Genomic DNA, 26,804 nt, shown 5'->3' with positions numbered 1-26,804 from the left:
CTCCCGCTCTCAAACGGCCCGCACGACCAGCGCGGCGTTGAACCCGCCGTGGCCTCGCGCGAGCACCAGCACTGTGGCGATCGGTACGCGCCTGGCCTCGCCCATGACGAGGTCGACGCGGTGTGCGGGCAGCACGTCGCGCACGCCCGCGGACGGTGGCACGATCTCGTCGGAGATCATCTTCAGCGCGCAGAACACGTCGACCGGCCCGGAACCCGAGTACAGCCGCCCGGTTCCCGCCTTCGGTGCGGTGACCGGCACCCCGTGCGCGCCGAACACCGCGGCGAGCGCGGCGGCCTCCTCCACGTCCCGCGCGGGCACGCCGCTCGCGTCCGCCACGACGGCGTCCACATCGGACGGACCGAGGCCGGCGTCGGCGAGCGCGGTCTCGATCGCCCGCCGCAGCGCGGGCTCCCGGCCGGTGCGCGCGGGCGGGTCGAACGTGGCCGCGTACCCCGCGATCTCGCCGAGCGCCCTGCCGTCGGCGGCCTCGATCTCCTCCAGCACGAGCAGCGCCCCGCCCTCACCCGGCACGTAACCGCTGGCGTGCGCGGAGAACGGCAGATACGCGCGGGCCGGATCGGGACAGGTGCTCAGCATCCCGTTGGGCAGCTGGGCCGTCAGCCCCCACGGGCTGAGCGGTGCGTCGGCCCCACCGGCGAGCGCGAGCCGCAACGTGCCGCGGCGCACCTGCCTGCGGGCCGCACCGAGCGCGTCGAGCCCGCCGGCCTGTTCGGAGACGACCACCGAGGAGTGGCCCTTCATGCCGTGCAGGATGGAGAGCTGGCCGGTGTTGACCGCGTAGAACCAGGCGAAGGACTGGTAGGCGCTCACCCGGTGCGGTCCCTCCGCCCAGAGCTTCTGCAGCTCGTGCTGGCCGAACTCGAAGCCACCACAGGCGTTCGCGGTGATCACCCCGAGGTCGAGCGGATCCAGTGCGGACAGGTCGACCTTGGCTTGCCGGAGCGCCGCGTCGGCCGCCGCGATCGCGAACTGCGTCGTCCGGTCGGTCTGCGGCACCAGCCGGCCGGGCACGTGGTCGGCGGCGCGGAAGTCCGCGATCTCCCCGCCGACCGTCGCCGGGTAGCCGGACGGGTCGAACCTGCTGATCGTGGCGAGACCGGACCGGCCGGCCACCACCGCGGCCCAGAACTCGTCGGCGTCACGGCCGTTCGGCGTGATCACACCGGCGCCGGTGACGACGACCCGCGGTTGCCCGGTCATGAGCGCACACTCCCCGCCCGGCGCAGCACCGCCGCGCTCTGGAACCCGCCGAAACCGCTGCCCACGCTCAGCGCCACGTCCACCCGGTGCTCCCGCGCGATCAACGGCACGTAGTCGAGGTCGCACTCCGGATCGGCCTCGTAGAGGTTCGCGGTCGGCGGCACCACGCCGTGCTCGATCGCCAGCGCGCAGGCGGCGATCTCGATCGACCCGACCGAGCCGAGCGAGTGGCCGATCATCGACTTGATCGAGCTGATCGGCACGTCGTAGGCCGCGGCGCCGAGCGCCTCCTTGAACGCGGCGGTCTCGTGCAGGTCGTTCTGCCGCGTGCCGGAACCGTGCGCGTTGATGTAGTCGAAACCGGATTTCTCCACGCCTGCCTGGCTCATCGCCGCCGTGATCGCCTCGGCCATCTCCAGGCCGTCCGAGCGGAGGCCGGTCATGTGGTAGGCGTTGCACCGGGTGGCGAACCCGGCGATCTCGGCATAGATGTGGGCGCCACGCCCGCGGGCGCGCTCGAGCTCCTCCACCACGAACACCGCCGCGCCCTCGCCGAGCGCGAAACCGTTGCGGGTGAGGTCGAACGGACGGCACGCCCCGCCGGGGTCGTCGTTGTCCGGCGAGGTGGCGCGCAGCGCGTCGAAGCAGGCGAAGGTGATCGGCGACAGCGGCGCGTCGGAGGCACCGGTGATCATCACGTCCGCCGAGCCGTCGCGGATGAGGTCCACCGCGTAGCCGACGGCGTCCAGGCCGGAGGTGCAGCCGGTCGAGATCACCGTCGTCGGACCCTCCGCGCCGGCCGCCCAGGCCACCTCCCGCGCCAGGGAGGAGGGGACGAAGTAGTCGTACAGGGCGTCGTCGGCGAGGGTGTGGTCGACGAGCCAGTCCCGCCCGCTGGAGCTGACCTTCGCGTACTCGCTCTCCAGACCCGTCGTGCAGCCGACCGCCGAGCCGATGCTGACGCCGAACCGCGCGGGATCACCGGCCGTCGCTTCGATTCCGCTGTCCGCCAGCGCTTCCCGCAGCGCCACGAGCGCGAACTGCGCGATGCGGTCCAGTCCGGCTTCCTGGGCCGAGAGTCTCGCGGTGAGAGGGTCGAAGTCCACCTCGCCCGCGATGCGCGAGCGGAACCTGGTGGCGTCGAAGGACGACACCGCCCTGGTCGCCCCGATTCCGGAGATGATCTGGTTCCAGAACGGCTTCGCGCCGACGCCGCCCGGCGCCACCACGCCCAGTCCTGTGATCACGGCGCGCCGCACGGTCAACCACCCACCGACGGCGGCGCGGCGTCCGGGTGCGGTGCCGGCTCGACCTCGACGTGCCCGACCTCCGGACTGGGCGCGAGCGGCGCGATCTGGAACACCACCAGCGCCGGCTCGGGCCCCTGGTTCTCCACCCGGTGCGCGTGGCCGCGCGGCACCATGATCGCGTCCGCGCGGTCGAGGCGGTGTTCCTCGCCGTTCACCGTCACCACCACGGTTCCCTCCGCCACGAACAGGAACTCGTCGGAGTACGGGTGGTAGTGCGCCGCCACGAACTCGCCCTGCCGCAACGACATCGTGCCGAGGAAGCCCGCGCAGGCCCCGACCGAGTTCGGCGTGAGCATCGGCCGGATCGTGCCGCCGAGCCGCGTGCTCACCGGCGCGTCGGCCATCGACACCTTCGTCACCCTGCTCATCGGCCACCCCCGGCGGTCCAGTGGTAGAACTCGGTCGCCCGCGTGCTCAGCAGACCTGAGGTGTCCGGCGAGTAGGGGCGCAGCAACCCCGCGAGGTGGTCGCGCACCTCGACGTAGTCCGGGTCGCGGCCCGCCGCGAGGATGCGGCCGGCGAGGTCGTCGCCCTGATGCGCGTCCGACTCGACGAGGTGCAGGTACAAACCGTTGAAGTGGAACAGCTTCCGGCCGGTGACACCGATGCGCGCGGGCAGTCCGGTGCGGTCGTGCTCGGCCCAGACGCGGGCGACGTCGGTGGCGTGGCCCGGATCCATCCGGTCCACGAAGACGACGTGGTGCATGATCCCCCCTCAGTTGCAGAACCGGGAACTGATCGCGGCGCGATCGACCTTCCCGTTGGTGTTGAGCGGAAGTTCGCTCCAGTGCACGACCGTGCGCGGCACCGCGTGCGGCGGCAGCAAGGTCCGCAGCACGCCGGGGAGGACGTCCGACTCGGCGGTACCGGTGTACACGGCGTGCAGGACGGTGGCGCCGGTCGGTTCCGCCACGGCGACCACGATCGCCTCGCTCACCCCCGGCTGGTCCCGCAACGCGGCCTCGACCTCGCCGAGCTCCACCCGGTAGCCCTGCACCTTGACCTGGTGGTCGGTGCGGCCGAGGTGCACCAGCGCGCCGTCCTCGTACCGCACCAGGTCACCGGTGCGGTACCAGAGCTCGGGACCCGGCGTGCCGGAACCCGTCCACGGTGCGCCGTCCTCGGTGCGGAAGCGGCCGGCGTTGTCGGCCTCGTCGAGGTAGCCGTCGAACCGTTGCGGTCCGCGGACGCACAGCTCACCGTCGACCACCCGGATCTCGGTGCCGGGATGCGGATGCCCGATGGGCACCGTCCCGTTGGAGGTGACCGGCCACGCGGACTCCGCGGCGGGCAACCGGAAGTGCGTGCAGCTCAGCGTGAGCTCGGTCGGGCCGTAGAGGTTCTCGACGACGCTGCCCGGTGCCGCCGCGCGCCACGCCCGTGCCTGCTGCGCGGTCAGCTGCTCACCGCAGAACAGGCTCCACCGCAGCGACGGCATCGAGCCGGCCGGCAGCCTGCCGATCCGCGCGGCGACCGAGATCACCGACGGGACCGAGAACCAGTGGGTGATCTGCTCGCGCGCCACGAATCCCGCCGGTGCCAGCAGATCCGTCCTGGACGGCACCACGAGCGTCGCGCCGGAACCCCACGTCGCGAACAGGTCGAACACCGACAGGTCGAAGGTGAGGTCGAACGTCTGCGACACCCGCGCGCCGGGCCCCAGCTCGTACCGGCCGATCACGTGCGAGAGGTAGGCCGAGATCTGCCGGTCGCCGATCGGCACCCCCTTCGGCCGGCCCGTCGACCCGGAGGTGAAGAGCAGGTAGGCGGGACGGCCCGCCGGCTCCGTCCGGAGTGGACGTTCACCGGCGCCGGGCTCGGTGAGCAACGCCTCCGGCACGGCGCAGACCGGGGCACCCAGCTCGGCCTCCGGCTGTTCGCCCGCCAGCACCAGGTCGACGCCCGCCGCCCGCACGGTCCACGCGGTGCGGCTCACCGGGAACGTCACCCCCAGCGGCACCACCGTGGCCGAAAGCCGTTGCGCCGCCAGGTAACCCGCGTAGGCCAGCAGCGAGCGACCGGCGAGCAGGCCGACGCGTTCTGGCGCCTTCCCGTGCTGGTGCAGGATCATCTCCCCGAGGTGGTTCACCACCCGGTCCAGCTCGGCGTAGGTGAACGTCCGTCCGTCGACCTGGAGGGCGATGGCATCCGGGTGGTCCTCGGCGGACCGGCGGAACCACCCGTCGAGTGTTCGGTGTGTCATCCCCGCTCCTCAGGCGCCGCTCGCGGCCAGCTCGACCTTCTGCTTGATCACGGCCATCTGGATCTTCGTGTTGTCGTTGATGCGCCGGGTGATCGACGCGTTGTCGAACGGTGCCTCCGGCTTGGCCTCGAACTCCTGCCGCCACCGCATCCGCGTGCCGCCGTTCTCCTCCAGGTAGTCCCAGAAGATGCGCATGTAGACGAACGGCCCGGTCTCGACCCGGTGCGCGGCGACCGACCAGGTGTCCTTCGCGCTGGTGCGTTCGCTGACCCAGCTCCACACCGAGCCGTCCGGGTCGGGTTTCATCGTGAGCCGGAATCGGACCGTGTCGTTCTCCTCGTGCAGGACCTCGACGCTCTCGTACTCGGTGAAGAGGTCCGGCCAGGTGCGCACGTTGTTGGTCAGCCGCCACACCACGTCTCGCGGTGCGTCGATGTAGACGGAGTTGTCGGTGGCCGCGGTCATCGCAGGTCGCTCCTCTCGGAGTCGTTGAGTCGGGTGAGGATCTGCGTCACGGACATGGCCGGTGCCTCTTCCGGCAGCGCGACGCCGAACTCGTCGTGCAGCACCTTCTCCAGCTCGATCACGCCGATCGAGTCGACGCCGAGGTCGGTGAGGGTGGCGGTGGAGCCCGCGAGCACGCCGGGGTCGAGCCCGATGTTGCGGACGAGGATCGTGTCGAGGTCACTTCTGGCGAGCGTCGTCATCGTGGCGTCCTCACACCGGCTCGCACTCGAGCAGGTCCCAGTGGTAGACCGGTTCGTTGACGAGCCGGAAACCGGTGGCGGAGAACAACTCCTGCCAGTCGTCGAGCCTGCGCTTGCGGCCGCCGTGCAACACGAGCATGTCGATGTCGAGCAGCTTGGCGTGGTCCCACTCGTTGCCGGTCTTGAGCACCGAGTCGACGATCAGCAGCTTCGCGCCGGTGTCCCCGATGGCGGTGCGGATGCTCGTCAGCGCGGCTTTCGCCTGCTCGTCGGAGAACCGCATGAACACCGACTTCACCAGGTAGGCCGCGTACCCGGCCGGCACCGGGTCGGTGGTGAGATCGCCACCCTCGACGCGCACGCGGTCGGCGACGCCGTGGCTGGTCAGCACCGCGTGTGCCTTGTCCGCCATCCACGGCAGGTCCAGCAGGTGCGCGGTCATGGTGGGGTAGCGCCGCAGCGCCTGCGCGAGGAAGTAGCCGTCACCGCCGCCGAGGTCGGCGATGCTCGCGTAGCGGCCGAGGTCCCACTGGTCGAGCTCCTCCTCCGCGAACTGCCGGGCCCAGTACGACTGGAACTCGTCGCAGAACCGGTCGGCCTCCGGGTGCTGCTGCAGGTAGGTGTTGAAGTCGACGCCGAACGTCTCGGCGAACGCCGGGTCACCGGTCCGCACGCTGTGCAGGATGTTGTCGAACGGCTGCGCGGTGAGCGCCATGTGGTTGTAGCGGATCAACGGCAGCACACCGTGCGCGTTGTCACTGCGCAACGCGTTCGCCACCGGCGTCATGGCGAACACCCCCGCCGGGCCCTCGGTGAAGATGCCGAGCATCGCCGAGCACCGCAGCAGGCGCTTGAGAGCGAGCTCGTGCGCTCCCGCCCGGTCGGCGAGCTCGTCGATGCCGAGTGGACCGTCGCTGAGCAGGTCGGCGATCTTCAGCTCGGCCAGCGCGTGCACGATCTGGAACAGCCGGCCGCCCGAGGCGAGCAGCACGAGTTGCAGGCCGTACAGGTCGTTCGGCAGGAACCGGTCCGCTGCCTTCTCCGCGGCAGCGGGTTTTTCTTGCAGTTCGGTCACTTTCACCACTTCTTCCTATTTGGCCCGGATGACCTGGTTGACCTTCTCGAGTACCTGGCGAGGTGTTCTCGCCGTGCCGACGGTGTCGTCGGCGAGGTCGATCCCGTACTGGTGCCTGATCTGGCTCATGACCTCGAGCAGCGCCACCGAGTCGTAGCCGAGGTTGCCGAACAGGACGTCGATGACGTCGCCGTCCAGCGCGCCCTCCTCGTGCTCACCCGCGTGGGTCCTGGTCAGGTCGATCAGTCGCTGCAGCGTCATTTCCTCCACGTGCCACCTCCTCGCCCCGGCAAGCCTGCGGCGGCGCACTGAAGAAACGCTGATCCCGTGGTGAAACAGCAGGTGGCGAACAGGCCTTGACGAAGCCCTCAGCGACTCTTCAGAGCCTGCGGCCACAGTGTGTGCGGAAGTCGCCGGCCCCTCGCCTCGGCCGTTGTTCTCCAGCACCGGATGGGAATTCACCATGGCAGCACTGAGAATCGGAGTTCTCGTCGTCGGGGGCGGCATGTCCGGCCTCGCCGCCGCGCTGTTCCTGCGGCAGCAGGGCGTCGACTGTCTCGTCGTGGACCGCAACACCAGCGTGTCGCAGCTGTTGCGGTCCACGCACGTCAGCCCTCGCACGATGGAGCTCTTCCGCACGCTCGGCATCGAGGAGGACGTCTTCGGCGTCGCCGACCGGTTCGTGCTCGGCAAGCACTGGTGCGACCCGGATCTGCCGCCGCGGCACCTGCCCAGGGCGATCCTGCGGGCGGGCGCGCTCGCCGACATCGTCAACGACGACGCGCTCGTGATGGCGGAGGGGGAGAACGACTTCGCCGACATCAGCCCGACCGAGGCCGTGTGGTGCGGCCAGGACAAGATCGAACCGATCATGCTCGCCGAGGCGCGCAGGCGTGGTGCGCGCATCCGGTTCGGGACGGACTTCGTCTCGTTCCAGCAGGACGCGGACGGCGTCACCGCGGTGCTGCGCGACCGGGCCACCGGCGAGGAGACCACGGTCCGCGCCGACTACCTGATCGGCGCGGACGGCGCGCACGGCCTGGTGCGCAAGGAGCTCGGCATCGAGCGCCGCGGCCACGGCACCCTCGGCTACGTGTTGAACGTGCTGTTCAAGGCCGATCTCGACACACCGCTCGCGGGCCGCCGGTTCATGATTCTCTACCTGAACAACAGGTACGCGCCGGGCATGCTGTTCAAACTCGACGACGACCGCTGGATCTACGGCATCTTCGGTGATCCGCGCAGGCTGGACCCGGAGCGCATCTCCGAGGAGGAGTGCGTCGGTTACGTCCGTGCGGCCACCGGCATCAAGGACCTCGTGGTCGACGTCCAGACGACGATGGGCTGGTGGATCGGGCACGGGGTGGCCGACACCTACCGAGCGGGCCGCGTGTTCCTCGTCGGCGACGCGTGCCACGTGATGCCGCCCACCGGCGGTTTCGGCGCGAACGTCGGGGTGCAGGACGCCGGCAACCTGGCGTGGAAGATCGGCGCCGTGCTGCACGGCTGGGCGGACGACGCACTGCTCGACACCTACGAGGCCGAACGCCGGCCGGTCGGCGTGGAAACCGTGGAGCAGGCCTGGATGCGGCACATGCGCTGGAGCAACCCGGGCGACGAGGCGAGCGGGGACGAACGCGAGCAGACGATCGTCACGACCGCCTACCGCTACACCTCGGCCGCGATCGCCGGCGAGCCGTTCCCCGAGGCGTTCGGACACGAGCTGGTCATCGACGGCGCGCCGGGGATGCGCGTCCCGCACGCCTGGCTCGACGAGGGCGTTCGAGTGTCCACAGTGGATCTCACCGGTGAGGACTTCCTGTTGTTCGGCGACGAGCGCTGGACCGAGGCCGCCGAACAGGTCGCGTGCGGCAGGGGAGTGCCGTTGCGCACGTACCCGGCGAGCGCGCAGTTCCGCGCGGTGGCGGGGATCGGAACGGACGGCGCGCTGCTCGTGCGGCCTGACGGGTTCGTCGCGTGGCGCGCCACCGGGAGCACACCGGATCCCCGTGCGGAGTTCGCCGAGGTCCTGTCCACCATCACCGCATCGAGGAGTTCCTGACATGACCGCGCTGTCCGTCGCACCGGAGCACGGCTACTACACGACCATCAACATCTTCCACACCACTCGGGAGCGCCAGGCGGAGCTCAGCGCGGTGCTGGCCAAGGGAATGCACCTGCTCGACGCCCAGCCCGGCTTCGTCGGCACGAGCGTGCACGAGAGCGTCGACGGGACGCAGGTCGTCACGTACGTCCAGTGGGAGAACGAAGAGGCGTTCCGGTCGATGCGCGGGCGGACCGACGCGCAGGACCACTTCCGCAGCGTCGGCGAGCTCGTCACCTCGGTCACCGTCGTCGGGTGCCGGGTCACCCGGGTCCACCCGAGGCCCTGAGCCCGCTCCACCACATCTGGGAGTCATCATCATGCGAGCAGTTACTTTCACGACCTTCGGTGATCCGGAGGTGCTCTCCGTGGCGGACGTGCCGATGCCGCAAGCGGGAGAGGGGCAGGTGCGGGTCAGGGTGACCGCCGCCGCGGTGCATCCCGTCGACCTCGTCGCCCGTTCCGGCTACATGGGTCCGTTGGTACCCGCTGGCCCGCGGTACGTGCTGGGCGCCGACGTCGCCGGCGTCGTCGACGAGACCGGCCCCGGCGTGACCGGTCTCGCCAGGGGCGACGCCGTGATCGGCATGTCGAACTGGCCCGACACCAAGAACGGCACCCAGGCGGAGTTCGCCGTGCTCCCCGCGTCAGTGCTCGCGCGGGCCCCGCGCTCTGCCTCCGCCGCCGCGTCCGCGACCCTGCCGCTCAACGGGCACACGGCGGCGCAAGCGTTGCGGTTGCTCGGGCTCGGCGCCGGCCAGACCGTCGCGATCACCGGCGCGGCGGGTGGTGTCGGTGCGTTCGCCGTGGAGCTGGCCCGTGCCCGCGGACTGCGCGTGATCGCGATCTCCGCGGCCGAGGACGAGAAGTTCCTGACCGGCCTGGGCGCGGAGTTCGTCGCGCGCTCCGCCGACACCGCAGCAGCCGTGCGTGCCATCGTTCCGTCCGGTGTGGACGGTCTGCTGGACGCGGCTTCCGTCGGGTTCACGGCGATGGGCGCGGTGCGGGACGGCGGTGTGTTCGTCGCCGTGACACCGCCGACGCCGCCACCGTCCGAACGCGACATCCGCATCGAGCTCGTGCTCGCCCGTGCGGACGGTGCCGAGCTGGCCGAGCTGGCCGGTCTCGTGGACCAGGGGCTGCTGACGTTGCGGGTGGCCAAGACCGTCCCGCTCGAGAGCGTGGACCAAGCACATCTCACGCTGGCCAAGGGCGGCGTGCGGGGCGGGCTCGTGCTCGTCCCGGCCGACGAGGAGGGGAACCGATGAACGCGTCCGCCAACAAGGAGATCATCCTGCGCCTGTACGCCGAGGCGGTGGACCAGGCGCGGCACGAGCAGGTCATCACCGAGCAGATCGTGCACCCGGACGCGGTGATGCACAACGCGTTGCACAGCGACCTGCGCGGTCCCGAGGTGCTGCGCTCGACCTGGCGGTCACTGCACGCCTCGTTCAGCGACCTGCGGTTCGAGCTGGACGACATCATCGCCGACGGGGACGTGGTGGCCGTCCGGGGCACGACCACGGGCAGGCACACCGGGGTGTTCCGCGGCAAACCGGCCACCGGACGCCCGATCGCCCAGCGCGCGCACATGTTCTACCGCTTCGAGGACGGCCGCATCCGCGAGGTCTGGCCGTTGGTCGACCACGCGGGCCTCGCCGGCCAGCTGGAGGATCCCGACGACGCCCAGCTGCAGTCGGTGCTCGACCTGGCCACGGGGTTCTGGCGGGCCCGCGCGCTGATCAGCGGCGTGGAGCTGGGCCTGTTCACCTTGCTGGGCAAGGAACCCGCCGACCTCGCGACCGTGCGCGCCACCCTCGGCCTCGACGCCACCGGCACCGCGGACTTCCTCGACGCACTGGTGGCGCTGGGCGTCCTGCAGCGCGGCGACGACGGCCGCTACCGCAACTCACCGGCGGCGCACCGCCACCTCGACGAGAACTCGGACGCCTACGTCGGCGGGTTCCTCAAGTTCATGGGCTACTCGCTGTACCCGGCGTGGAGCAGGCTGACCGGCCTGCTGCGCACCGGTGCGCGGCAGGAGGGCCAGGACTCGTTCAGCGACTGGTACCGCGACCTGGACCAGGTCCGCGGCTTCATGGAGGCCATGGACAGCGTGTGCGCCCCGGTCACGGCCGCGCTGGGCGAGGCGTTCGACTGGAGCGCCGTCTCGACCGTCGCGGACCTGGGCGGGGCACGGGGGAACCTGGTGGCCCGACTGGTGCGCAGGCATCCGCACCTGACCGGCGAGTGCTTCGACCTGCCCGCCGTGCAACCGCTGTTCGACGAACACATGTCCGCACTGGGCACCGCCGACCGCGTCACGTTCCGCGGCGGTGACTTCCGCACCGACGCGTTGCCCGAGGCGGACGTGCTGATCTTCGGGCACATCCTGCACGACTGGGACGAGGAGACCCGCGCGCTGCTGGTGCGCCGGGCGTTCGACGCCGTCCGTCCCGGTGGCGCGCTGCTCATCTACGACGAGCTGCTGGACGACGACCGCCGCGGCCCGGCCCGCAGTCTGCTGATGAGTCTCAACATGAAGCTGGTGCGGACCGGCGGGTCCGAGTACACCGCCGAGCAGTGCCGCACGTGGTTGCTCGACGCCGGGTTCTCGGACGTGTCGGTGCGATCGCTCACGGCAACGGAACGACTGGTGGTGGCGCGCAGGCCGTAGTGCTAGCCGAGGGGGTCCTCGCAGGTCAGTTGTCGCGAGGACCCTCCGAGCCAAGGAGGTGCGCTGTGGCCGGCGGTCAGTGGTGCGAGTTCACGGTGTACGGCGGTCGGCCACAATGGGCGGATGGCGGGGGAGGAACCAGCTGTCCACATCGAGTTCTCCGGTTCGGCGGACAGCGTCGTGCAGATCGGTGCTGTTCACGGCGACCTCGTGATGGGCGAGCGGACCGCGGCGGCACCTCCGTTCATGGCGCCGCGGCTGCCCGCCGGCTTCGCTGAACGCGTCCACCTCGGCGAGCAGGTGCTGGCGGCGGTGCTGGAGCCTGCCGGTGGCCGGACCGTCGTGCTGTGCGGGCTCGGTGGGTTCGGCAAGACGTCGATGGCGACCTGGGTGTGCCACCAGCCCGTGGTCCGGGAGCGCTTTCCCGACGGTGTGGTGTGGGTCGAGCTGGGGCGCAAGCCGTCCGAACAGCGGGTCGCGGCGTTGCTCAGCGATGTGACGGCGCTGCTCGCCGGCACGCCGCCGCGGGTTTTCGCGACCGTTCCCGCTGCGGCAGAAGCATTTCGTGAGGTTCTCGCGACGCGTCGGGTGCTCCTCGTCCTCGACGACGTCTGGGCGGGTGGCGCCGTGGAGCCGTTCCTGGGTGTTGGGGACCAGTGCGTCAGGCTCGTGACCACGCGCGACCGCGGCCTGGTGGACGGCACCGGTGTGGTCGTCGACGCGCTGGCGGACGGGGAAGCCAGGGCGATCCTGAGCTCGGGGTTGCCGGACGACGCCGCGGTGCAGGTCGAACCGCTGGCGGCGCGGGTCGGACGGTGGCCGCTGGCGCTCACGATGCTCGGCGGCACCCTGCGGAGCCTGGTGACGCAGCACGGTTTGCCCGTTGCCGAGGCCGTGCGCGACGTGGTCGCGGAGCTGGACCGGCACGGGATCACGTCCGCCGACCAGCTTTCCGACGTCGAGCTGCGCCGCGGTATTGCCACCACGCTGGAGCTGAGTCTCGCGGACCTCGCCGAGTCCGCGGGGGAGGCCGGCGTCGCGCGGCTCCGGTCGATCGCGGCCTTTCCGCAGGGTTCGGTGGTCCCGTTCACCTGGCTGGAAAGGCTGTGGCAGCTCAGTGCCGTGCAGACGCGGATCGAGTGCGACCGGTTCGTGCGCCGGTGCCTGGCTTCGGCAGCCGATGCGGGTGTCCGGCTGCACGACGTGACGCGCGAGGCACTGCGCGAGAACCGGTCGATGTCGGCGGTCAGCGCGGCTTTGCTGGACGGTGGCTGCGCGCTCGGCGACCAGCTCGCGTACCACCTCGTGCAGGCAGATCGCGCTGACGAGCTCGGACGACTGCTGCTCGACCTGCGCTATCAGGTCGAGCGCATGTGGTCGGGCGGGCCGCTCGCGTTCGAAGCCGATGTCGCCGCGTACTCGTGTCCCGATGGCGCCATCGAGACGCTGGTTTCGATGGTGCGGCAGGAAGCTCATCTGCTGGTCGGTCATCAGAACCAGCGCGATTTGGCGTTCACTCTGCACAGTCGGCTGGTCTGCCGGCCGGAGCTGCTCGCGCGGATGTCCAACGTTCAGGAAGTGGTGGGCGAAGGGGTTCCACTGCACCCCTTTCCCGACCGTGCCGACAGCGCTCTGGTCAGGGTGCTCGCCGGACACCGCGGGCCGGCCTCGTCGATCACGTGCCATCCGGACGGGCACCTGATCGCGACTGCCGGCGCCTACGACGCCACCGTGCGGATCTGGGACACGCGCACCTGGAGCGAAACGAAGCTCATCGAGGTACCGGGCGCTGCGTTGGACACGGTGCGGTGGAGCCCGAACGGTGCCTACCTCGCCGTTGTCGGCAGGACGGACCGATTCGAGGACTACGATGGGACCTACCCGTTCACCGTCTTGGTCTTTGACGCGGACACCGGCGCCGAGGTAACCGCATTCGGAGCACACGGTTACACGATCGGCATTCCGGCGGCGATCGCCTGGGCTCCGGACTCGTCGAGCCTCGCGGTCTCCACAACGGAGGCGGTTGGGCTGTGGCCGGTCGCAGGCGGTACACCAGTTCGCCTGGAACTTCCCGCGGAGCACGTCATCGCGCTCGACTGGCACGGGGAGCACGGCCTGGCCGGCCTGTCGAGCGAATGGCGACTGCTGTGGTGGCGTGATCCGGGGGCGTCTGACGTGACCGCGTGGCACCACAAGGACTTCGTGGCCGTGCGCGCGAGACTTGCGTGGCGGCCGGGAGGTTCCTCCCTGGCACTGGCCACACGCGACAGCTTCAGCATTGTCGACCTGCGGAGCCAAACCGTGCTGTGGCAGGAATCATCTGCCGAACCGCTGGTCCGTCGTACCGCGGGATGGGCGCCGGACGGCCGGTCGCTCAGTTCGTACCGCACCGACCAGCATGACGTGGCGAGTCTGGTGACGTGGCGGGTTCCGCCTGATCCGCAGCTCCAGGCGCCGGAGCTCGTCGGCAGGATCGACTGCGGTGTCGACGCGGGCCTGGACGACGACCTCGGGTGGGTGCGGTCCGGCACGATGGTGGCCACGGTCGGCGCGCCCGTCGTCAAGATCTGGTACCCCGAGAACGCGACGGAGCAGGAACCAAGCGGGGGCGGCCTCGACACCGTGCGCTGGAGTCAGGACGGGCGGCAGTTGGCTGTGGAATGGCACAGGCGCTGGGCGCTGATCGACCCCGAACGCCCGGAAGACCCGCCGCGGCAACAACTTTCCTACCCCTTCGGGACACCTCCACTCACCGGTCGATTCGAACGCGCGGAGGCTGCCGGGATACCACTGAGCAGTGACGCCTCGCACACCGTGGTCGCGTTCGCTCCCAGCGGCCTGCGGGCGGTCACCCACTGGTTCGCGGCCATCAAGGTCTTCAGTCGAGAAGCCGTGCTCACACTGGAGAAACCTGCTGCGACTCGGTGGGCCTCGCTGTGCTTCACCCCCGATGAGACTCGTCTCGTGTCCTTGGCCGAGGACGACGCCTATGAGCTGGCGGAGATCATCGTCTGGGACCTCGCCACCGGTCAGAGGACGGCGACCGTCCAGTTGAGCGCGGAAGACTTTCTGCTGACCTCGGTCGACAAGCTGGTGGCGAGTCGTGACCACGTGGCGGTGGTGACGCACTCCGGTCTGCTCGGCCTCTACGAGATCGACGGGCTTCGGCCCGTGTGCTGGATCAAGGTCAACGGCCGGCTGCGGGACGTTGCCTTCGATCCGGCGGGGGAGCGGCTCGCCGCCGTCGGGGAGGCGGGGCTGTACCTGCTGCGCGTGCCGAGGTGACACGGGGTTGAAGGTACCTTGCGTGACAAGGTACCTTGTGTGACGTGAGTGAGGAGTCGTCCACGACCGCGTTGCTCCGCGGCACGCTCGAGTACTGCGTGCTCGCCCTGCTGGCTGGGCAGGAGATGTACAGCACGGAGCTGGTTCGCCGGATCAGCGACGAGCTGCAGCTGACCGCCAGCGAAGGCGCGATGTACCCGTTGCTGTCCCGGCTGCGCAAGTCCGGGCGGATCGCCAGCGACTGGCGCGAGTCGGCGAGCGGGCCGCCACGTCGTTACTACCGGCTGACTCCTGAGGGGGAGTTGGCGCTCAACGAGTTTCGGGCGCGGTGGTCGGCTTTCCGCTCCGGGGTTGATCGGATCTTGGGAACGGAGTGCGCATGACCGATCGCAACGACTCACTGGTCGCCGACTACCTCGCGCGCGTGTCGCGGGCCACGGCGGGGATGTCGGAGGATCGGCGGGACGAGCTGGTTCGCGACCTCCTCGAGCACATCGAGACGAGCCGGGCCGATCTGCCCGCCGAGACCGAGGCGGAGGTGCGCGGCATCCTCGAACGGCTCGGTGATCCCGCGGTCATCGCCAGGGCCGCCGCGGAGGAGGACGGATTGGCCCCTCGGGAGGATGTGGAACCTCCTGACGCACGTCGTCGGCGGCACATCCGGCTGGTCGTGATCATTGTGGGAATCATCGTGGCGGGGGCGCTGGTGGTGGGAGCGATCTTTTTCGCGCAGGACAACGAGGGCGGTTCCGGAGTGGCGCTGCCTGCGGAAGGTATTTCGTCCAATACGGTGTCAAAACAATTCACTGCGGAGCTTCACGGATAGTTCCGCACCCTGTGGAGCTTGGCAGATTCGGTGCCGGCTGGCTGTTGACGCAGGTCGACAACTTGCCGCTGCTCGGGTGGGCACTGCGCGCCCAGCGCTCTGGTTCCACTTCGGCGGCTAGAGGGACTTTCGCAGCGCTTCCGTGATGCCGCACCCGTCACCGGGGTCGAGCGCGGCGTAGATCAGCGACTGCACGGACGCCACGAACAGGTCGCGGTTCTCCGTCGTGTCGTCGCCGGTGCCCGCGATGTGCAGTGCGAAGCCGGAGGTCTGCGCGGACACCATCGCGCTGAGCTTTTCCGGCGTGACGCCCGGCCGGAACCGCACGCCGAGCAGCCGCAGGCCCTCCTCGTACACCGGCGCCCATCGCGTGGAATACGCGTCGAGCACTTCGCGGTAGGCGTTCGTGGCAACTGATCGCCACTTCGCGTCGATGGTGAGCGAGACCTGGAACAGCCAGTACCTCGCCAGGCGGATGCGCATGCGCAGGTCGTGCGTGGCGATGGTGGCGATGAGATCGGTGAGTTCGAGCTCGCCCTTGTGCACCCTGGGCAGCTCGGCCAGTGCCCGGCGGGGGCCGTAGTCGAGGAAGAGGCTCCAGCGCGGTGCCGTGCAGGTGTACTTGATGAGGCAGGTGAAGTAGTTCGCCATGCCGCCGAGGCCTTCCCAGCGGTGGCGGAACGCGCCTTCACCGACGTGCAGGCAGTTCGGCTCTTCGGCGGCGATGGCGGCGGCGCGGCGCAGCACGATGTCGCGGGTCAGCCGGGCGCCGGCGAGCTCGTCGCGGCTGCGCTGGTTGCGGCCGGTCAGCTGGTCGTCGATCTCCTTGACGCCGGCTTCGAGGAACACCATCGTCGACTCGTACACGCATCGGCGCGGATTGCGCGGATCGGCGAGACCGGGACTGGAGATGTGGCCCCGGAACACTTCCGGCCAGTCGACTTCGTCGTTGAAGTACACGGCACCCCCTGCGGATCACCTCATTTGAGCACACACGAGGGGCACCGGCAACGACCCTCAACCCTCCCGGCCAGGACCTCCTGAACAGGAGGGTGACGGGCCGGGTTCGCCCGCGTCATCGTGTCTTCACGCGGGTTCGGGTGAAGGGAAGATCAATGCGGATCGTGGTGGAGACGTCGTTGTTGTCCGCTCGGGTGGTCGAGGTGGTCTTGCTGCTGGTGACCGCGGTGGTGTGCGGGGTGCGCAAGCGTCCGCCGCAGTGAGTCTACAGTGGACAGTCGCCGTGGTGGGTCGGGCCGGTTCGCTTCAACAGCCGGGTGGCGAGCACTTCGGTTGCCACGTCGCGGCCGATGGCCAGGCCGGCCTGGTTGCTGAACTCGAAGTGCTGCCCGCCGAACACGCGCGACCGGCCGGCCTCGGCAGCGGCGGCCGAGAAGCTCGGGTAGGTGCGTGCCTGGCCGTTCGGTGCGGTGTCCGTGGTGTGCGTGAAGGAGGTGTTGTCCGCACAGAAGAAACCTGCCAGCACGGCGGCCGCCGCCCCGCTGTAGGAGCTGTGTCCGGACGGGTGCTCCGGGGTGCCACCGATGCTGCCGGCGCGTGGAGCCCAGGTCGGATTCGGCTGTGTCAGCGGGTTTCCGTCGGCGTCCGCCTCCCGGATCGCGGTGGCCGGACGCCAGTGGCGGTGCGTGAACTTGGTCGCGACAGTGGGAATCGTCGTGTCGGCCAGTGTCATCGTCAGCAACGCCATCAGGCGTGCTGAAGCGGGCAACGGCAGATCGCGGGACACGGTGAGCGCGATCTTGACCCATTCGCCGGCCGGCTGGCCGGTTCCGGTTGGCACGGACCAGAACTGGAAGGTGGCGAGCTTGTCGGGGGCGGGGATCGCGGCGTCGCCGAGCAGTGCGACCTCGGCGAAGGCTGCGGCGTAGTCCAGGCCGGTCAAGGCGGGCGGCGGACCCGCGACGGGGCTGGCGGCGGCGAACGGGCGGACGTTGCGGTACTGCACGCCGGACCACTCGGCGCGGAACACGCCGGGTCCGGTGCCGGCGGGCTGGGTTTGCACCGGGGTTGAGCCGTCGTCGGTGCGGGCGGCCACGACGCGCTGGCCGACCTCACGTCCCCAGCGCACGCCGGCGTCGCGGTGCCGGCCGGGAGGCAGGGCGGCCAGGTCGGCGCCCAGCTGCGTGTCATAGGTGGTGGTGCGGTCGGGATCGAGCCGGACGAGGACGGCGTGCGCGGCCGCGACCGTCGCGGCGCTGGGATCGGCGTTGCGTGGCCCGGGACCGGGTATCAGTGCGTGGGTGCGCGCCGGGCCGGATAGTCCGTTGACGGCGTCGTAGATCGCCACGTTGAGGATCGCGTACGTGCGGGCCGCGTCGGCGTCACTGGCGCGGGTGGCGCGCACCGCGGCCAGCGCGAGCTCGTTCCACACCCGCACGCCGTCCGGCCGCGGCTCGGCGTCGGCAGCTGTGCTCAGGCCGGCTCCGGTCAGTCCGAGGACCAGCGCCAGCACGACCAACTTCACGAGGTCCATGGTGGCGCGCTTCCGGTTGCCCCGCGACGGCCGCTTGCGGGTGGCCGGGGTGGTACGAACGGCGGCAGGACTGTTGCGAACCACACTCCACAATGGATTCGCTTTCGGCGTAGTGTCTGCTGCGACGGCACAACTTCGAAGGCGGCGAACCGTGATCGAGTCGGACGGCACCACCGACCAGAACGTGGCGCGGATCGCGGAACGTCTCAAGGAACGCATCTACGCCGAGCTGGCGGTCATCGCGGTCACGCTCGGGCTGGCGTTGTCCGGGTCGAGTACCCACCTGCCGGCGGCGCTGTCCGTGCTCGGCGCCTCGCTCGGCCTGTGGCTCGCGACGATCGCGGCCGAGATCCAGGGCCACCGGTTCGCCTACGGGCGCCGGATGAACGGCGTGGAGCTGCGGCACATGCTGGCCGTCACCAGCCCGCTGATGACGGCGGCCGTGGGACCGCTGGTGCTGATCCTCTTCTCCGCGTTCGGCGCCTTCTCGCTCACCGCCGCGCTGTACGGGTCGGTCGCCGTGGACACCGCGACGATGTTCATCTGGGGTTACGCGGCGGGCCGGCGGATGCAGGCGAGCGTGCTGATGTCGATCCTCAGCGGAGTCGTGAACCTGCTGATCGGTGGGATCGTGATCGTGGTGAAGGTGGCCGGCGGCCACTGACAGTGGTCACTGACAGGGGCCGCCGACCCGGGTCAGACCTGCAGCACGACGCCGCGTCCGGACACGTGCACCGTGCCGTCCGGTGCGACGGCGAGCCCGGCGAAACCGCGCGGCGCACCCGGCATTCCGTTCGTGAACAGCGCTCGACGCACTGTCTCAACTGGACCGAGCGCGAGCTCACCGACGCTCTTGATCTCACCGGTCGTCAGGCTGATCGCCAGCAGGTGCTGTCGACCGGCCTCCACCACGAACAGCTCGTCGCCGCGTACGGCCAGACCCTGCGGTGAGACAAGGCCGTGGGCGATCGGCACCGGCCGTTCGCCGATCCGGTAGACCGTGCCCTGCGAGTCGCTGACGTAGCAATGCTGCTCGGCGTCGAACGCCACGTCCACCGGCTCGGCGAAGCCGTCCGCCACCACGGTGATCACGTCGTCGGCGTCGATCGCGATCACCCGCCCGGCACCCGTTTCCGCGACGACGAGCGCGCCGTCGTCCCGCACCGCGATGCCGAGCGGACAGCGCAAGTCCTTGGCGCGCACCCGACTGCCTGTCCGCACCTCGCCGTACTGAGAGGTCGTGTGCAGCTCGTCCCCATCGGCGACGATGCCGTGCGTGAACCTGACGGCTCGATCACCGGCCACGCGATAGTGGTCGGCCGCGTGGACCGTGCCGGTGGAGTCGACCGTGACGCCGTACGGCCCGACCAGGCCCTGCGGCACGATCTGTCGAAGTCGCCCGTCCGGATGGACCTCCGCGATGCCACCGCTGGCGTAACTGGAGACGTAGACGCGGTTGTCCGAGTCGACCGCGCAGTTGTCGAGCCCGAACACACCGGTGGTGACGACCTGCCGCTGCCCGTCGGGGGAGATGCGCGTGATGTCGCCGGAAGGGCCGCTGGACAGGATCAGCAGCACGCCGTCGCGGTCGAAGCGCACCGCGACCGGAAACTCCACGCCGTCGGTCACGAGTTCCGGTGTGCCGCCGTCGGGGGAGATCCGGTGCACCTCGCCGGTGAGCATGTGCGGGTAGTACAGGTAACCGTCGGGGCCGAGCTGCATCGCGTTGCCCATCGGCAGATCTCCGGTGAGCTCGACGGGCGCACCGCCGTCGGGGAACAGTTCGAGCAGCCGTCCGCCGGGCCGCATCTCGTTGACGAACAACCGGTTTCCCGCAAAGGCGATGCCGTTCGGCACCTTCACCTCGTCGGACACCAGCGTGAACTCGCCGAGCGGTGTGCGCCGCCACACCCGGCCCGGTACCAGGTCGGTGATGTACATCGACCCGTCCACGCCGAACGCCAGGTCGTCCGGTGACTGGACCACACCTCCGGCCGGCACGACCACGTCGACTTCGCCCGTGGCGAGGTCGACGGCGCTGATCCGGCCGGCGAGGAACTCGGCCACGTGGAGCCGCCCGTCGGGGCCGAACGCGATGCCGTTGCTGCCGTGGAAGGGATTCACCGCATCACCAGGACGTCGTCCATGCCGTTCTCCCGCCAGTCCCTGAGCAGGGCGTGGAACGCGGTGGCGCCCTTCGCGAAACCCCGGCGCGGGTGGGGCTTGCCCTCGTTGTTGTAGTAGCCGGGCGTGCACTCGAGGTGGAACCGGTAGAGCTCCTCCGCGTTCTCGCCGAGCGCCGCCGCCCAGGCGTCCACCGCCTCCGCGCTCGGCTCGACCCACCTCGCGCCGCGCTTGCCGGCCTCCGCCACGACCGCCGCGATGTGTGTCGCCTGCTCGTCGAGGATGTGCGCGTAGTTCACCGAGGCGGCGTTCTGCAGCGCGCCCATGGTGAGCAGGTTGGGGAAGCCGTCGCTGTAGAAGCCGTGCAACGTCCGCGGCCCGCGGCTCCAGTGCTGCAGCAGGTGCTTGCCGTCCCGCCCGAACACCGGCAACCGGCCGGTCATCATGTCGGACATGGCCACCTGGAAACCGGTGGCGAAGATGATGCAGTCCACTTCGTACTCGCGGTCGCCGACCACGAGGGCGTTCTCCGTGACGCGTTCGACGCCACCGAAATCTGCCGTGTCGACCAGCGTCACGTTGGGGCGGTTGAACGTCTGCAGGTACTCGTCGCTGAACGTCGGCCGCTTGCAGGCGTAGCGGTACCAGGGCTTGAGCAGCTCGGCGGTTTCCTGGTCCTCCACGATGCTGTCGACGCGGGCGCGGATCTCGTTCATCTTCTCGAAGTCGAGAAGTTCCTCGACGCGCTCGCGTTCCTCCGACGTCAGCGAGTCCCCGCCGGCGGTGATCTTCCGCAGCAGCCGGGCGCTGCCGGTCCACGCGTCGCGCACCAGATCCTTGTCGACCTGCTCACCGCTGACGAGGCCGAGGAAGTTCTCCATCCGGCCCCGTTGCCACCCCTGCCGCAACGTGGCCGCCCACTCGGCATCGGTCGGCCGGTTGGCCCGGTAGTCCACAGTGGACGGCGTGCGCTGGAAGACGTACAGGTGCCGCGCGTCGCGGCCGAGGTGCGGCACGACCTGGATCGCGGTCGCGCCGGTGCCGATCAGGGCGACGCGCTTGCCGGCCAGCCCGGCGAGGTTGCCGTTCGCGTCGCCGCCGGTGTAGCCGTAGTCCCAGCGGCTGGTGTGGAAGGTGTGGCCGCGGAACGTGTCGATGCCAGGGATGCCGGGAAGTTTCGGCCGGTCCAGGGTTCCGTTGGACATCACCACGTACCGAGCCCGCATCCGGTCGCCGCGGTCGGTGGACACGATCCACTCGGCCGCGTCGGAGTCCCAGCGCAGCTCGGTGACGGCGGTCTGGAAGCACGCGTCCCGGTAGAGGTCGAAGTGCTCACCGATGGCACGCGCGTGCCGCCGGATCTCCTCGCCGGGCGCGTACTTCCACTCGGGGACGTAACCGAGCTCGTCCAGCAACGGCATGTACACGTACGACTCGATGTCGCAGTGGATGCCGGGGTAGCGGTTCCAGTACCAGGTGCCGCCGAAGTCGCCGCCCTTCTCCACCACCCGGATGGAGTTGACGCCGGCCTGGCGCAGCCGTGCCCCGGCGAGCAGGCCGCCGAGCCCGCCGCCGATGACGACGACGTCCACGGTGTCGTGCAGGGGTTCGCGGGTGAGGTCCGGATCGGCGTGCGGGTCGTCGGCGTAGAAGCCGAACTCGCCGGCGACGTCGCGGTACTGGGCGGAGCCGTCGGGCCGGATGCGGCGGTCCCGCTCGGCTTGGTACTTGGTGCGCAGCTCGTCCAGGGAAACGGGGAGCACGGGAAAGCCTTTCGCTTCGACGAGGTTGCTCAGACCGCGGACCAGCCGTTGTCGACCGGGAGGACGACACCGCTGATGTTCGACGCGGCGTCGGAGGCGAGGAAGACGATGGCGTTGGCCTGCTCGTCGGCCTCTGCAAGGCGACCGATGTTGCCCATGTACCGGCCGAGGACCTGAGGTCCGTGACCGGCGGGGTCGGGGGTGAAGTAGATGCCGGTCCTCGTTCCGCCGGGAGCGATGGCGTTGGCGCGGATGCCGGAGTCCCGGTAGGTGATCGCGACCGAGCGCGTCAGGCCGATGAGAGCGGTCTTCGAGGTCGTGTACGCGAGGCCGGCCGCACTGCCGCGCAGGCCCGCCTCCGACGCGGTGTAGACGATCGAGCCCTTGCCCTTGGCGATCATGTGCGGCAGCGCGGCGCGGGTGAGGCGGAACGGCGCGGTGAGGTTGACGCCGATCACGCGCTCCCACTCTTCGTCGGTGACGTCGGCCGCCGCGCTCATCGAGTCCATGATCCCGGCGTTGCACACCAGCACGTCCAGGCCGCCGAACTCCTGCACTGCCGTCGCGACCACCTCGTCTACCACGGCCGAGTCGGTCAGATCGCCCGCCACGACCACCGCGGTGCCGCCACCCGCGGTGATCTCCTCGGCGACGGCCTTGGCCGCGTCGCCGTTGACGTCGGCGACCACCACCTTCGCGCCCAGCCCGGCGAACTGGAGGGCCGCGGCCCGTCCGATGCCCGATCCGCCGCCGGTGACGACGACGCTGCTGCCACTCAGATCACTGTTCATGCGGCCACCATACCGACTTTTTGTCATTGAGTGCCATCATGTCATCTGACGACAAGAAGTAGGATGCGCACCATGGCCCAGCAGACGTCAGACCGGATCGGCCGGCCGCCGCTGACCGAGCGGCGCAAGGCGGAGACCCGCCTCGAAGTCGCCCGTGCGGCCGTCCGGCTGTTCCTGGCCAAGGGCGTCGCGGACACGTCAGCCGAGGAGATCGCGGCGGAGGTGGGCATCTCCGTGCGCACGTTGTGGCGCTACTTCCCGAGCAAGGAGAGCTGCGTCATGCCGCTGCTCACCGGCGGGATCGAGCACACGGCCGCCTGCCTGAGCGCGTGGCGCCGTGACCAGGGCGTTTCGGAGCTCCTCGAGATGCTCACGGCGGGCCGCGTGGCATCCCGCGAGGAGCTGGTGGCGATGATGAACCTGGTCCGGCTGACCAGGACCGAGCCCGGGCTGCGCGCGGTCTGGCTGGAGGCGCACCGGGAGGCGGAGCCGGCGTTCGCCGAGGCGCTCGCCCACCGCGCCGGGCTGGCCGAGCCGAACCTGGTCACCGCGGTCCAGGCGGCGATGATCAACGGCGCGTTGCGGGTGACGGTCGAGCATCACGCGTTCCACCCCGACAGGCCGGAGTCGCTGGCCGCGGCGACGGCCGAGGCACTGGTGGTGGCGGCGCGAGGTCTGCCCACGTAGGGGCCTCTTTCGCGAGCTCGGTCGGCGTTTAGGAGAATCTCTACCGACGTGCCCGGCCTGCTCCAGGAGGATTGTTGATCCACAAGTTCTCGGTTCGCTCCGCCGGGGGTACCGCGGAGCCCGACATCCGTGAGCTCGGACGATCGTGGGAGCTCGACGACCTCCAGCTGTGGCGCGACTACTACGTCGAGTTCGACGGCACCCCCGACCCGGCCGCGCTGGCCCAGGTGGCCGCGGTGCTCGGTGACCAGCTCGACGTCGAGGTCAGCGTGGACCAGCCGCTGGAACCGGGCGCGGTGCAGGTCGCGTACAAGCGTGGCGTGGTCGACAACGAGAGTGACTCGATCATCACCGTGTGCGCGCTGCTCGGCGTCAAGGCGCGTGCGGGCAAGGTCGCGACCACGTACCGGTCCGAGTCGCCGCGACTGCGCGACCTGGTCGTCTCGACCAGGTTCAACGCGACGATCGAAGAGCTGCACGACGAGGAACCGCAGTACGACACCCTCGTGCCGCAGGGCCACTACGAGTCGGCCGCGCGGTACGACCTGCGCGGGCTCGACGACACGGCGCTCGCCGAGCTCGGCAAGGCGGACGGCCGCAACCTCTCGCTCGCCCAGATGAAGCACGTGCAGCACGTCCAGGTGACGCTCGGCGACGAGTTCGTCACCGACGTCCTGCTGGAGGCGCTCGACGCGCGCTGGAGCGACCACTGCGCGCACACCACGTGGAAGTCGCTCGGCAGCCTGCTCAGCAGGCTCGTGCGCGCCGCGGAGGACGTGGCGAACCCGAACGTGCTGAGCATGTTCCACGACAACGCCGGCGTCTGGGACTTCTACGACGGCCACGCGCTCGCGATCAAGGCCGAGACGCACAACGGCCCGTCGGCGATCTCCGGCTACTTCGGTCAGCTGACCAAGCTCGGCGGCGTGCTGCGCGACATCCTCGGCACCGGCCTGAGCGCCGACCCGATCGGCAGCTTCGAGTACACGGCGCTCGGTGAGCCCGAGGCGCCCGCGCCGATCAAGGGCCGCCCGGACGCACGCAGGCTCGCCGGCGAGACGATCCGGGCGATCAAGGAGTACGGCAACACGTTCGGCGTGCCGATGATGTCGTCGCGCATGACGTTCCACCCGGCGTACCGCGCCAAGCCGTTCGCATTGGGCGGCAGCATCGGCCTGCTGCCGGTGTCGGCGGCGCAGCGGGGCACGCCGCGGCCGGGCGACTTCGTCGTGCTGATCGGCGGACTGACCGGCAACGAGGGCATCCACGGCGCGTCCGCCAGCTCGGCGGGCGCCACGATGGACACGGCCTCGGTGCAGATCGGCGCACCGCTGGAGCAGGTCAAGTTCCGCAAGGCGCTGATCGAGCTGCGCGAGGAGGGCTGCCTGAGCGCGCTGACCGACGTCGGTGGCGCGGGCCTGAACAGCGCCGTCGGTGAGATCGGCGAGGCCTGCGGCGTGTGGATCAACACCGCGTTGGTGCCGTTGAAGACCGCGGCGCTGCCGATGTGGCGGATCCTGCTGTCGGAGTCGCAGGAGCGCATGCTGCTGGCCGTGCCGCCGGAGCACCAGGAACGGGCGAAGAAGATCCTCGACCGGCACATGGTGCGGTCGACGGTCATCGGCCGGTTCGCGGACACGGGTCGCTACCACGTGTTCCACGCCCCGGACCTGACCGAGGAAGCCCTGATCGCGGGTTCGCCGGACGAGGTGCCCGCGCACCAGGGCGAGGTCGGCTTCGACGTCTCGTACGAGCTGCTGGACATCGAGGTCGAACGGCAGGAGGTCGGCCCGCCGCCGCGTCCGTCCGGTGTGCCGTCGTGGCCCGCGCTGGGGTCCGCGGAGCTCGCCGGGCTGCTGGAGCAGGTCGTCTCCGACGCGGAGGTCGCCTCGCAGCACCACGCGGACTCGCAGTACGACTCCACGGTCCAGGGCAACACCTGGTACGGCCCGCACTACGGCACCGAGCACTCGGTCCGCACGGCCTACTGGGCCGGCACGCCGGTCGCGGGTTCGCCCGCCGCCGCCGTGGTGAACACCGCGTTCAACCCGTGGATGTTCGACGCCGACCCGGTCGCCGCGACGCGTCAGATGTTCTGCGCGGCGCTCGCGGGCCAGGTGCTCGCCGGTGTCGCGGTGCAGGACGTCTGCATGTGCGACAACTTCTACACCCCGCACCTGTCGGAGAACTGGCGCGAGTGGCTGGTCGGCATGGTCGACGAGCTGGCCGGGCTGGTGCGCCACTTCGGCGTGCCGCTGATCTCCGGCAAGGACTCCTCGGCCGGCTCGGTGCACACCGACGAGGGCATCGTCAGCGTGCCGCCCGCGGTGTTCCTCAGCGCGCTGGGCAAGGTGCCGCACCGCGACGGCCTGCTGCGCGAGCAGTGGACCGCGCCGGGCAACGTCCTGGTCCGCATCGGTCTTTCGACGCCGTCGCCGGTCGGCACGGTGGCCGGTCGCAAGCTCGGCCTGACCACCGGTGCGCTGGACGACCTGGCACTGTCCGATGTGGACAGCTACCTGGCCGCGCTGGCCGCCTCGCGGAACCTGCTGCGCAGCGGTGCCCGCATCGGCGCCGGCGGTGTAGCGGGCGCACTGGCCCAGGGCGTGCTGGCGAGCGGCACCGGCGTGCTGCTCGAGTCCGCTTCCGCCGAGTCGCTCTTCGCCGAGCACCGCGTCGGCGCGGTCGTCGAGGTGTCCCCGGATGACGTCGGCCGCCTGCCGGCCGAACTGAACCCGGTCGTGGTCGGCACGCTGTCGCCCGGCGCCGGAATCCTGCTCGAAGGCACTGACCTGTTCACCCCGGCCGCGCGCGACGGCTGGCTCAACTCGTTCACGGCGAGGATCGCATGAAGCCGACCGTCAACGTCCTGTACCTGCCCGGCACGAACTGCCAGGAGGAGACCCTCGCCGCGTTCGCCGCGGTGGGCGCGACCCCGCGACTGCGGTTCGCGGCCGACCTGCTGGCGGGTGACGAGCGGCTCGACGACGCCGACATCCTCTGCATCCCCGGCGGGTTCTCCTTCGGCGACCACCTCGGCGCGGGTGCCGTGGCGGGTGCGTTGCTGCGCAGCCACCTGGCCGACCAGTTCGAGACGTGCCGCACCCGCCCGTTGCTCGGCATCTGCAACGGGTTCCAGATCGCGGTGCGCGGCGGCTGCTTCGGCAACGTCGGGCTGAAGGTGAACACCTCCGGCACGTTCCGCAACGAGGAGAACCAGCGGCACGTCGTCGACGAGGAGAACGACAGCCCGTGGCTCGCCGGCCTGGGCGGTCAGACCCTCGTCTTCCCGTGCGCGCACGGCGAGGGCCGGTTCCACCCCGGCAGCGAGGGCGCCTCGTACCGCGTGGCGCTGCGCTACGAGAAGGAGTCCAACCCGGACGGCTCGTTCGCCGACGTCGCGGGCATCACGAGCCTCGACGGGCTGTCGTTCGGGCTGATGGACCACCCCGAGCGGGCCGTGGACCCCGAGGTGCGGCTGGCGTTCTTCGAGAACGGCGTGCGCGCAGTCCGCTGACCCGACGTGCACCGGCG

General features: G+C 70.3%; 25 protein-coding genes. 11 read left to right on the top strand and 14 right to left on the bottom strand.

What is annotated here, in order from left to right; translation table 11 throughout:
* Positions 1-9 precede the first annotated feature (9 nt).
* From DI276_RS35790 to DI276_RS35755, 9 genes are read right to left on the bottom strand one after another with little or no spacing between them, the layout of a single operon-like run.
* Entirely contained in the window at positions 10-1,224 is a 1,215-nt protein-coding gene (locus DI276_RS35790) for a ketosynthase chain-length factor (protein WP_112271893.1), read from the bottom strand.
* Positions 1,221-2,489 carry a beta-ketoacyl-[acyl-carrier-protein] synthase family protein gene (locus DI276_RS35785; RefSeq protein WP_198681114.1) on the bottom strand — a complete coding sequence of 423 codons (1,269 nt, stop codon included), beginning with the start codon at positions 2,487-2,489 and terminating at the stop codon, positions 1,221-1,223. The genes DI276_RS35790 and DI276_RS35785 overlap by 4 nt, the downstream gene beginning before the upstream one ends.
* The gene (locus tag DI276_RS35780; RefSeq protein WP_112271889.1) at positions 2,486-2,902 is read right to left on the bottom strand and encodes a cupin domain-containing protein; all 417 of its coding nucleotides are present in this window, start codon (positions 2,900-2,902) and stop codon (positions 2,486-2,488) included. Before DI276_RS35780 ends, DI276_RS35785 begins: the two co-directional genes overlap by 4 nt.
* Positions 2,899-3,240, bottom strand: coding sequence for a TcmI family type II polyketide cyclase (locus DI276_RS35775; protein WP_112271887.1), 342 nt, complete (start codon positions 3,238-3,240; stop codon positions 2,899-2,901). Before DI276_RS35775 ends, DI276_RS35780 begins: the two co-directional genes overlap by 4 nt.
* 9 nt (positions 3,241-3,249) lie before the next feature.
* The gene (locus tag DI276_RS35770) at positions 3,250-4,737 is read right to left on the bottom strand and encodes an AMP-binding protein (RefSeq protein ID WP_112271885.1); all 1,488 of its coding nucleotides are present in this window, start codon (positions 4,735-4,737) and stop codon (positions 3,250-3,252) included.
* Positions 4,738-4,746: 9 nt separating this feature from the next.
* Complete coding sequence (locus DI276_RS35765) at positions 4,747-5,202, bottom strand: SRPBCC family protein (RefSeq protein ID WP_198681113.1); 456 nt, start codon at positions 5,200-5,202, stop codon at positions 4,747-4,749.
* A complete protein-coding gene (locus tag DI276_RS51515; RefSeq protein WP_198681112.1) occupies positions 5,199-5,444 on the bottom strand; it encodes an acyl carrier protein in 246 nt (81 codons plus the stop codon). The genes DI276_RS35765 and DI276_RS51515 overlap by 4 nt, the downstream gene beginning before the upstream one ends.
* 10 nt (positions 5,445-5,454) lie before the next feature.
* Positions 5,455-6,519, bottom strand: a complete 1,065-nt coding sequence (locus DI276_RS35760; protein ID WP_157985140.1) for a methyltransferase — start codon at positions 6,517-6,519, stop codon at positions 5,455-5,457.
* A gap of 15 nt (positions 6,520-6,534) precedes the next feature.
* Positions 6,535-6,780, bottom strand: coding sequence for an acyl carrier protein (locus DI276_RS35755; protein ID WP_112272422.1), 246 nt, complete (start codon positions 6,778-6,780; stop codon positions 6,535-6,537).
* A 202-nt stretch (positions 6,781-6,982) separates the two neighbouring features.
* On the opposite strand from DI276_RS35755, the gene DI276_RS35750 reads away from it, so the two are divergent.
* The 7 genes from DI276_RS35750 to DI276_RS35720 all read left to right on the top strand — a co-directional run bounded on the left by DI276_RS35750 (position 6,983) and on the right by DI276_RS35720 (position 15,411).
* Positions 6,983-8,581, top strand: a complete 1,599-nt coding sequence (locus tag DI276_RS35750; RefSeq protein ID WP_112271872.1) for an FAD-dependent monooxygenase — start codon at positions 6,983-6,985, stop codon at positions 8,579-8,581.
* Between the two features lies 1 nt (position 8,582).
* The gene (locus tag DI276_RS35745) at positions 8,583-8,912 is read left to right on the top strand and encodes an antibiotic biosynthesis monooxygenase family protein (RefSeq protein ID WP_112271870.1); all 330 of its coding nucleotides are present in this window, start codon (positions 8,583-8,585) and stop codon (positions 8,910-8,912) included.
* 31 nt (positions 8,913-8,943) lie between these two features.
* Positions 8,944-9,891 (top strand): NADP-dependent oxidoreductase, encoded by a 948-nt coding sequence (locus DI276_RS35740; protein ID WP_112271868.1) that lies wholly within the window; start codon positions 8,944-8,946, stop codon positions 9,889-9,891.
* Complete coding sequence (locus tag DI276_RS35735; protein WP_232837146.1) at positions 9,888-11,300, top strand: methyltransferase; 1,413 nt, start codon at positions 9,888-9,890, stop codon at positions 11,298-11,300. The genes DI276_RS35740 and DI276_RS35735 overlap by 4 nt, the downstream gene beginning before the upstream one ends.
* Before the next feature lie 123 nt (positions 11,301-11,423).
* Positions 11,424-14,585, top strand: a complete 3,162-nt coding sequence (locus DI276_RS35730) for an NB-ARC domain-containing protein (protein ID WP_112271866.1) — start codon at positions 11,424-11,426, stop codon at positions 14,583-14,585.
* A gap of 44 nt (positions 14,586-14,629) precedes the next feature.
* Positions 14,630-14,968 carry a PadR family transcriptional regulator gene (locus tag DI276_RS35725; protein WP_232837145.1) on the top strand — a complete coding sequence of 113 codons (339 nt, stop codon included), beginning with the start codon at positions 14,630-14,632 and terminating at the stop codon, positions 14,966-14,968.
* Positions 14,965-15,411 (top strand): HAAS signaling domain-containing protein, encoded by a 447-nt coding sequence (locus DI276_RS35720; RefSeq protein WP_157985139.1) that lies wholly within the window; start codon positions 14,965-14,967, stop codon positions 15,409-15,411. Before DI276_RS35725 ends, DI276_RS35720 begins: the two co-directional genes overlap by 4 nt.
* Positions 15,412-15,528: 117 nt before the next feature.
* Here the strand turns inward: DI276_RS35720 and DI276_RS35715 are convergent, their stop codons facing one another.
* Both DI276_RS35715 and DI276_RS35710 read right to left on the bottom strand, forming a co-directional pair.
* On the bottom strand, positions 15,529-16,371 hold the full coding sequence (locus DI276_RS35715) for a hypothetical protein (RefSeq protein WP_112271860.1): 843 nt from the start codon (positions 16,369-16,371) through the stop codon (positions 15,529-15,531).
* A gap of 265 nt (positions 16,372-16,636) precedes the next feature.
* A complete protein-coding gene (locus DI276_RS35710) occupies positions 16,637-17,896 on the bottom strand; it encodes a vanadium-dependent haloperoxidase (protein ID WP_198681110.1) in 1,260 nt (419 codons plus the stop codon).
* Positions 17,897-18,056: 160 nt separating this feature from the next.
* Here DI276_RS35710 and DI276_RS35705 point away from each other — a divergent pair, with 160 nt between their 5' ends.
* Complete coding sequence (locus DI276_RS35705; RefSeq protein ID WP_112271856.1) at positions 18,057-18,569, top strand: hypothetical protein; 513 nt, start codon at positions 18,057-18,059, stop codon at positions 18,567-18,569.
* 32 nt (positions 18,570-18,601) lie between these two features.
* Here DI276_RS35705 and DI276_RS35700 read toward each other — a convergent pair whose 3' ends face one another.
* Genes DI276_RS35700 through DI276_RS35690 form a run of 3 tightly spaced genes read right to left on the bottom strand, consistent with a single transcriptional unit; the run spans position 18,602 to position 22,583 of the window.
* A complete protein-coding gene (locus tag DI276_RS35700) occupies positions 18,602-20,029 on the bottom strand; it encodes an SMP-30/gluconolactonase/LRE family protein (protein WP_198681109.1) in 1,428 nt (475 codons plus the stop codon).
* On the bottom strand, positions 20,026-21,792 hold the full coding sequence (locus DI276_RS35695) for a flavin-containing monooxygenase (protein WP_232837144.1): 1,767 nt from the start codon (positions 21,790-21,792) through the stop codon (positions 20,026-20,028). Before DI276_RS35695 ends, DI276_RS35700 begins: the two co-directional genes overlap by 4 nt.
* A 29-nt stretch (positions 21,793-21,821) precedes the next feature.
* Positions 21,822-22,583 (bottom strand): SDR family NAD(P)-dependent oxidoreductase, encoded by a 762-nt coding sequence (locus DI276_RS35690; protein WP_112271854.1) that lies wholly within the window; start codon positions 22,581-22,583, stop codon positions 21,822-21,824.
* A 72-nt stretch (positions 22,584-22,655) separates the two neighbouring features.
* Here DI276_RS35690 and DI276_RS35685 point away from each other — a divergent pair, with 72 nt between their 5' ends.
* The 3 genes from DI276_RS35685 to DI276_RS35675 all read left to right on the top strand — a co-directional run bounded on the left by DI276_RS35685 (position 22,656) and on the right by DI276_RS35675 (position 26,787).
* On the top strand, positions 22,656-23,270 hold the full coding sequence (locus DI276_RS35685; RefSeq protein WP_112272414.1) for a TetR/AcrR family transcriptional regulator: 615 nt from the start codon (positions 22,656-22,658) through the stop codon (positions 23,268-23,270).
* 74 nt (positions 23,271-23,344) lie between these two features.
* The gene (locus tag DI276_RS35680; protein WP_112271852.1) at positions 23,345-26,122 is read left to right on the top strand and encodes an AIR synthase-related protein; all 2,778 of its coding nucleotides are present in this window, start codon (positions 23,345-23,347) and stop codon (positions 26,120-26,122) included.
* Positions 26,119-26,787, top strand: coding sequence for a phosphoribosylformylglycinamidine synthase subunit PurQ (locus DI276_RS35675; RefSeq protein ID WP_112271850.1), 669 nt, complete (start codon positions 26,119-26,121; stop codon positions 26,785-26,787). The genes DI276_RS35680 and DI276_RS35675 overlap by 4 nt, the downstream gene beginning before the upstream one ends.
* Positions 26,788-26,804: the final 17 nt, after the last annotated feature.

It is taken from the genome of Lentzea terrae (genome assembly GCF_003265345.1).
In the GTDB taxonomy this organism is placed as follows: domain Bacteria; phylum Actinomycetota; class Actinomycetes; order Mycobacteriales; family Pseudonocardiaceae; genus Lentzea; species Lentzea terrae.
This window is presented reverse-complemented; position numbering and strand designations above follow the sequence as displayed.

Bases quoted from the DNA above. Each gene is read 5' to 3' on its own strand.
- DI276_RS35745 (WP_112271870.1), top strand. From the start codon at position 8,583: ATGACCGCGCTGTCCGTCGCACCGGAGCACGGCTACTACACGACCATC.
- DI276_RS35750 (WP_112271872.1), top strand. From the start codon at position 6,983: ATGGCAGCACTGAGAATCGGAGTTCTCGTCGTCGGGGGCGGCATGTCC.
- DI276_RS35690 (WP_112271854.1), bottom strand. From the start codon at position 22,583: ATGAACAGTGATCTGAGTGGCAGCAGCGTCGTCGTCACCGGCGGCGGA.
- DI276_RS35765 (WP_198681113.1), bottom strand. From the start codon at position 5,202: ATGACCGCGGCCACCGACAACTCCGTCTACATCGACGCACCGCGAGAC.
- DI276_RS35735 (WP_232837146.1), top strand. From the start codon at position 9,888: ATGAACGCGTCCGCCAACAAGGAGATCATCCTGCGCCTGTACGCCGAG.
- DI276_RS35730 (WP_112271866.1), top strand. From the start codon at position 11,424: ATGGCGGGGGAGGAACCAGCTGTCCACATCGAGTTCTCCGGTTCGGCG.
- DI276_RS51515 (WP_198681112.1), bottom strand. From the start codon at position 5,444: ATGACGACGCTCGCCAGAAGTGACCTCGACACGATCCTCGTCCGCAAC.
- DI276_RS35775 (WP_112271887.1), bottom strand. From the start codon at position 3,240: ATGCACCACGTCGTCTTCGTGGACCGGATGGATCCGGGCCACGCCACC.
- DI276_RS35675 (WP_112271850.1), top strand. From the start codon at position 26,119: ATGAAGCCGACCGTCAACGTCCTGTACCTGCCCGGCACGAACTGCCAG.
- DI276_RS35740 (WP_112271868.1), top strand. From the start codon at position 8,944: ATGCGAGCAGTTACTTTCACGACCTTCGGTGATCCGGAGGTGCTCTCC.
- DI276_RS35780 (WP_112271889.1), bottom strand. From the start codon at position 2,902: ATGAGCAGGGTGACGAAGGTGTCGATGGCCGACGCGCCGGTGAGCACG.
- DI276_RS35755 (WP_112272422.1), bottom strand. From the start codon at position 6,780: ATGACGCTGCAGCGACTGATCGACCTGACCAGGACCCACGCGGGTGAG.
- DI276_RS35685 (WP_112272414.1), top strand. From the start codon at position 22,656: ATGGCCCAGCAGACGTCAGACCGGATCGGCCGGCCGCCGCTGACCGAG.
- DI276_RS35770 (WP_112271885.1), bottom strand. From the start codon at position 4,737: ATGACACACCGAACACTCGACGGGTGGTTCCGCCGGTCCGCCGAGGAC.
- DI276_RS35790 (WP_112271893.1), bottom strand. From the start codon at position 1,224: ATGACCGGGCAACCGCGGGTCGTCGTCACCGGCGCCGGTGTGATCACG.
- DI276_RS35720 (WP_157985139.1), top strand. From the start codon at position 14,965: ATGACCGATCGCAACGACTCACTGGTCGCCGACTACCTCGCGCGCGTG.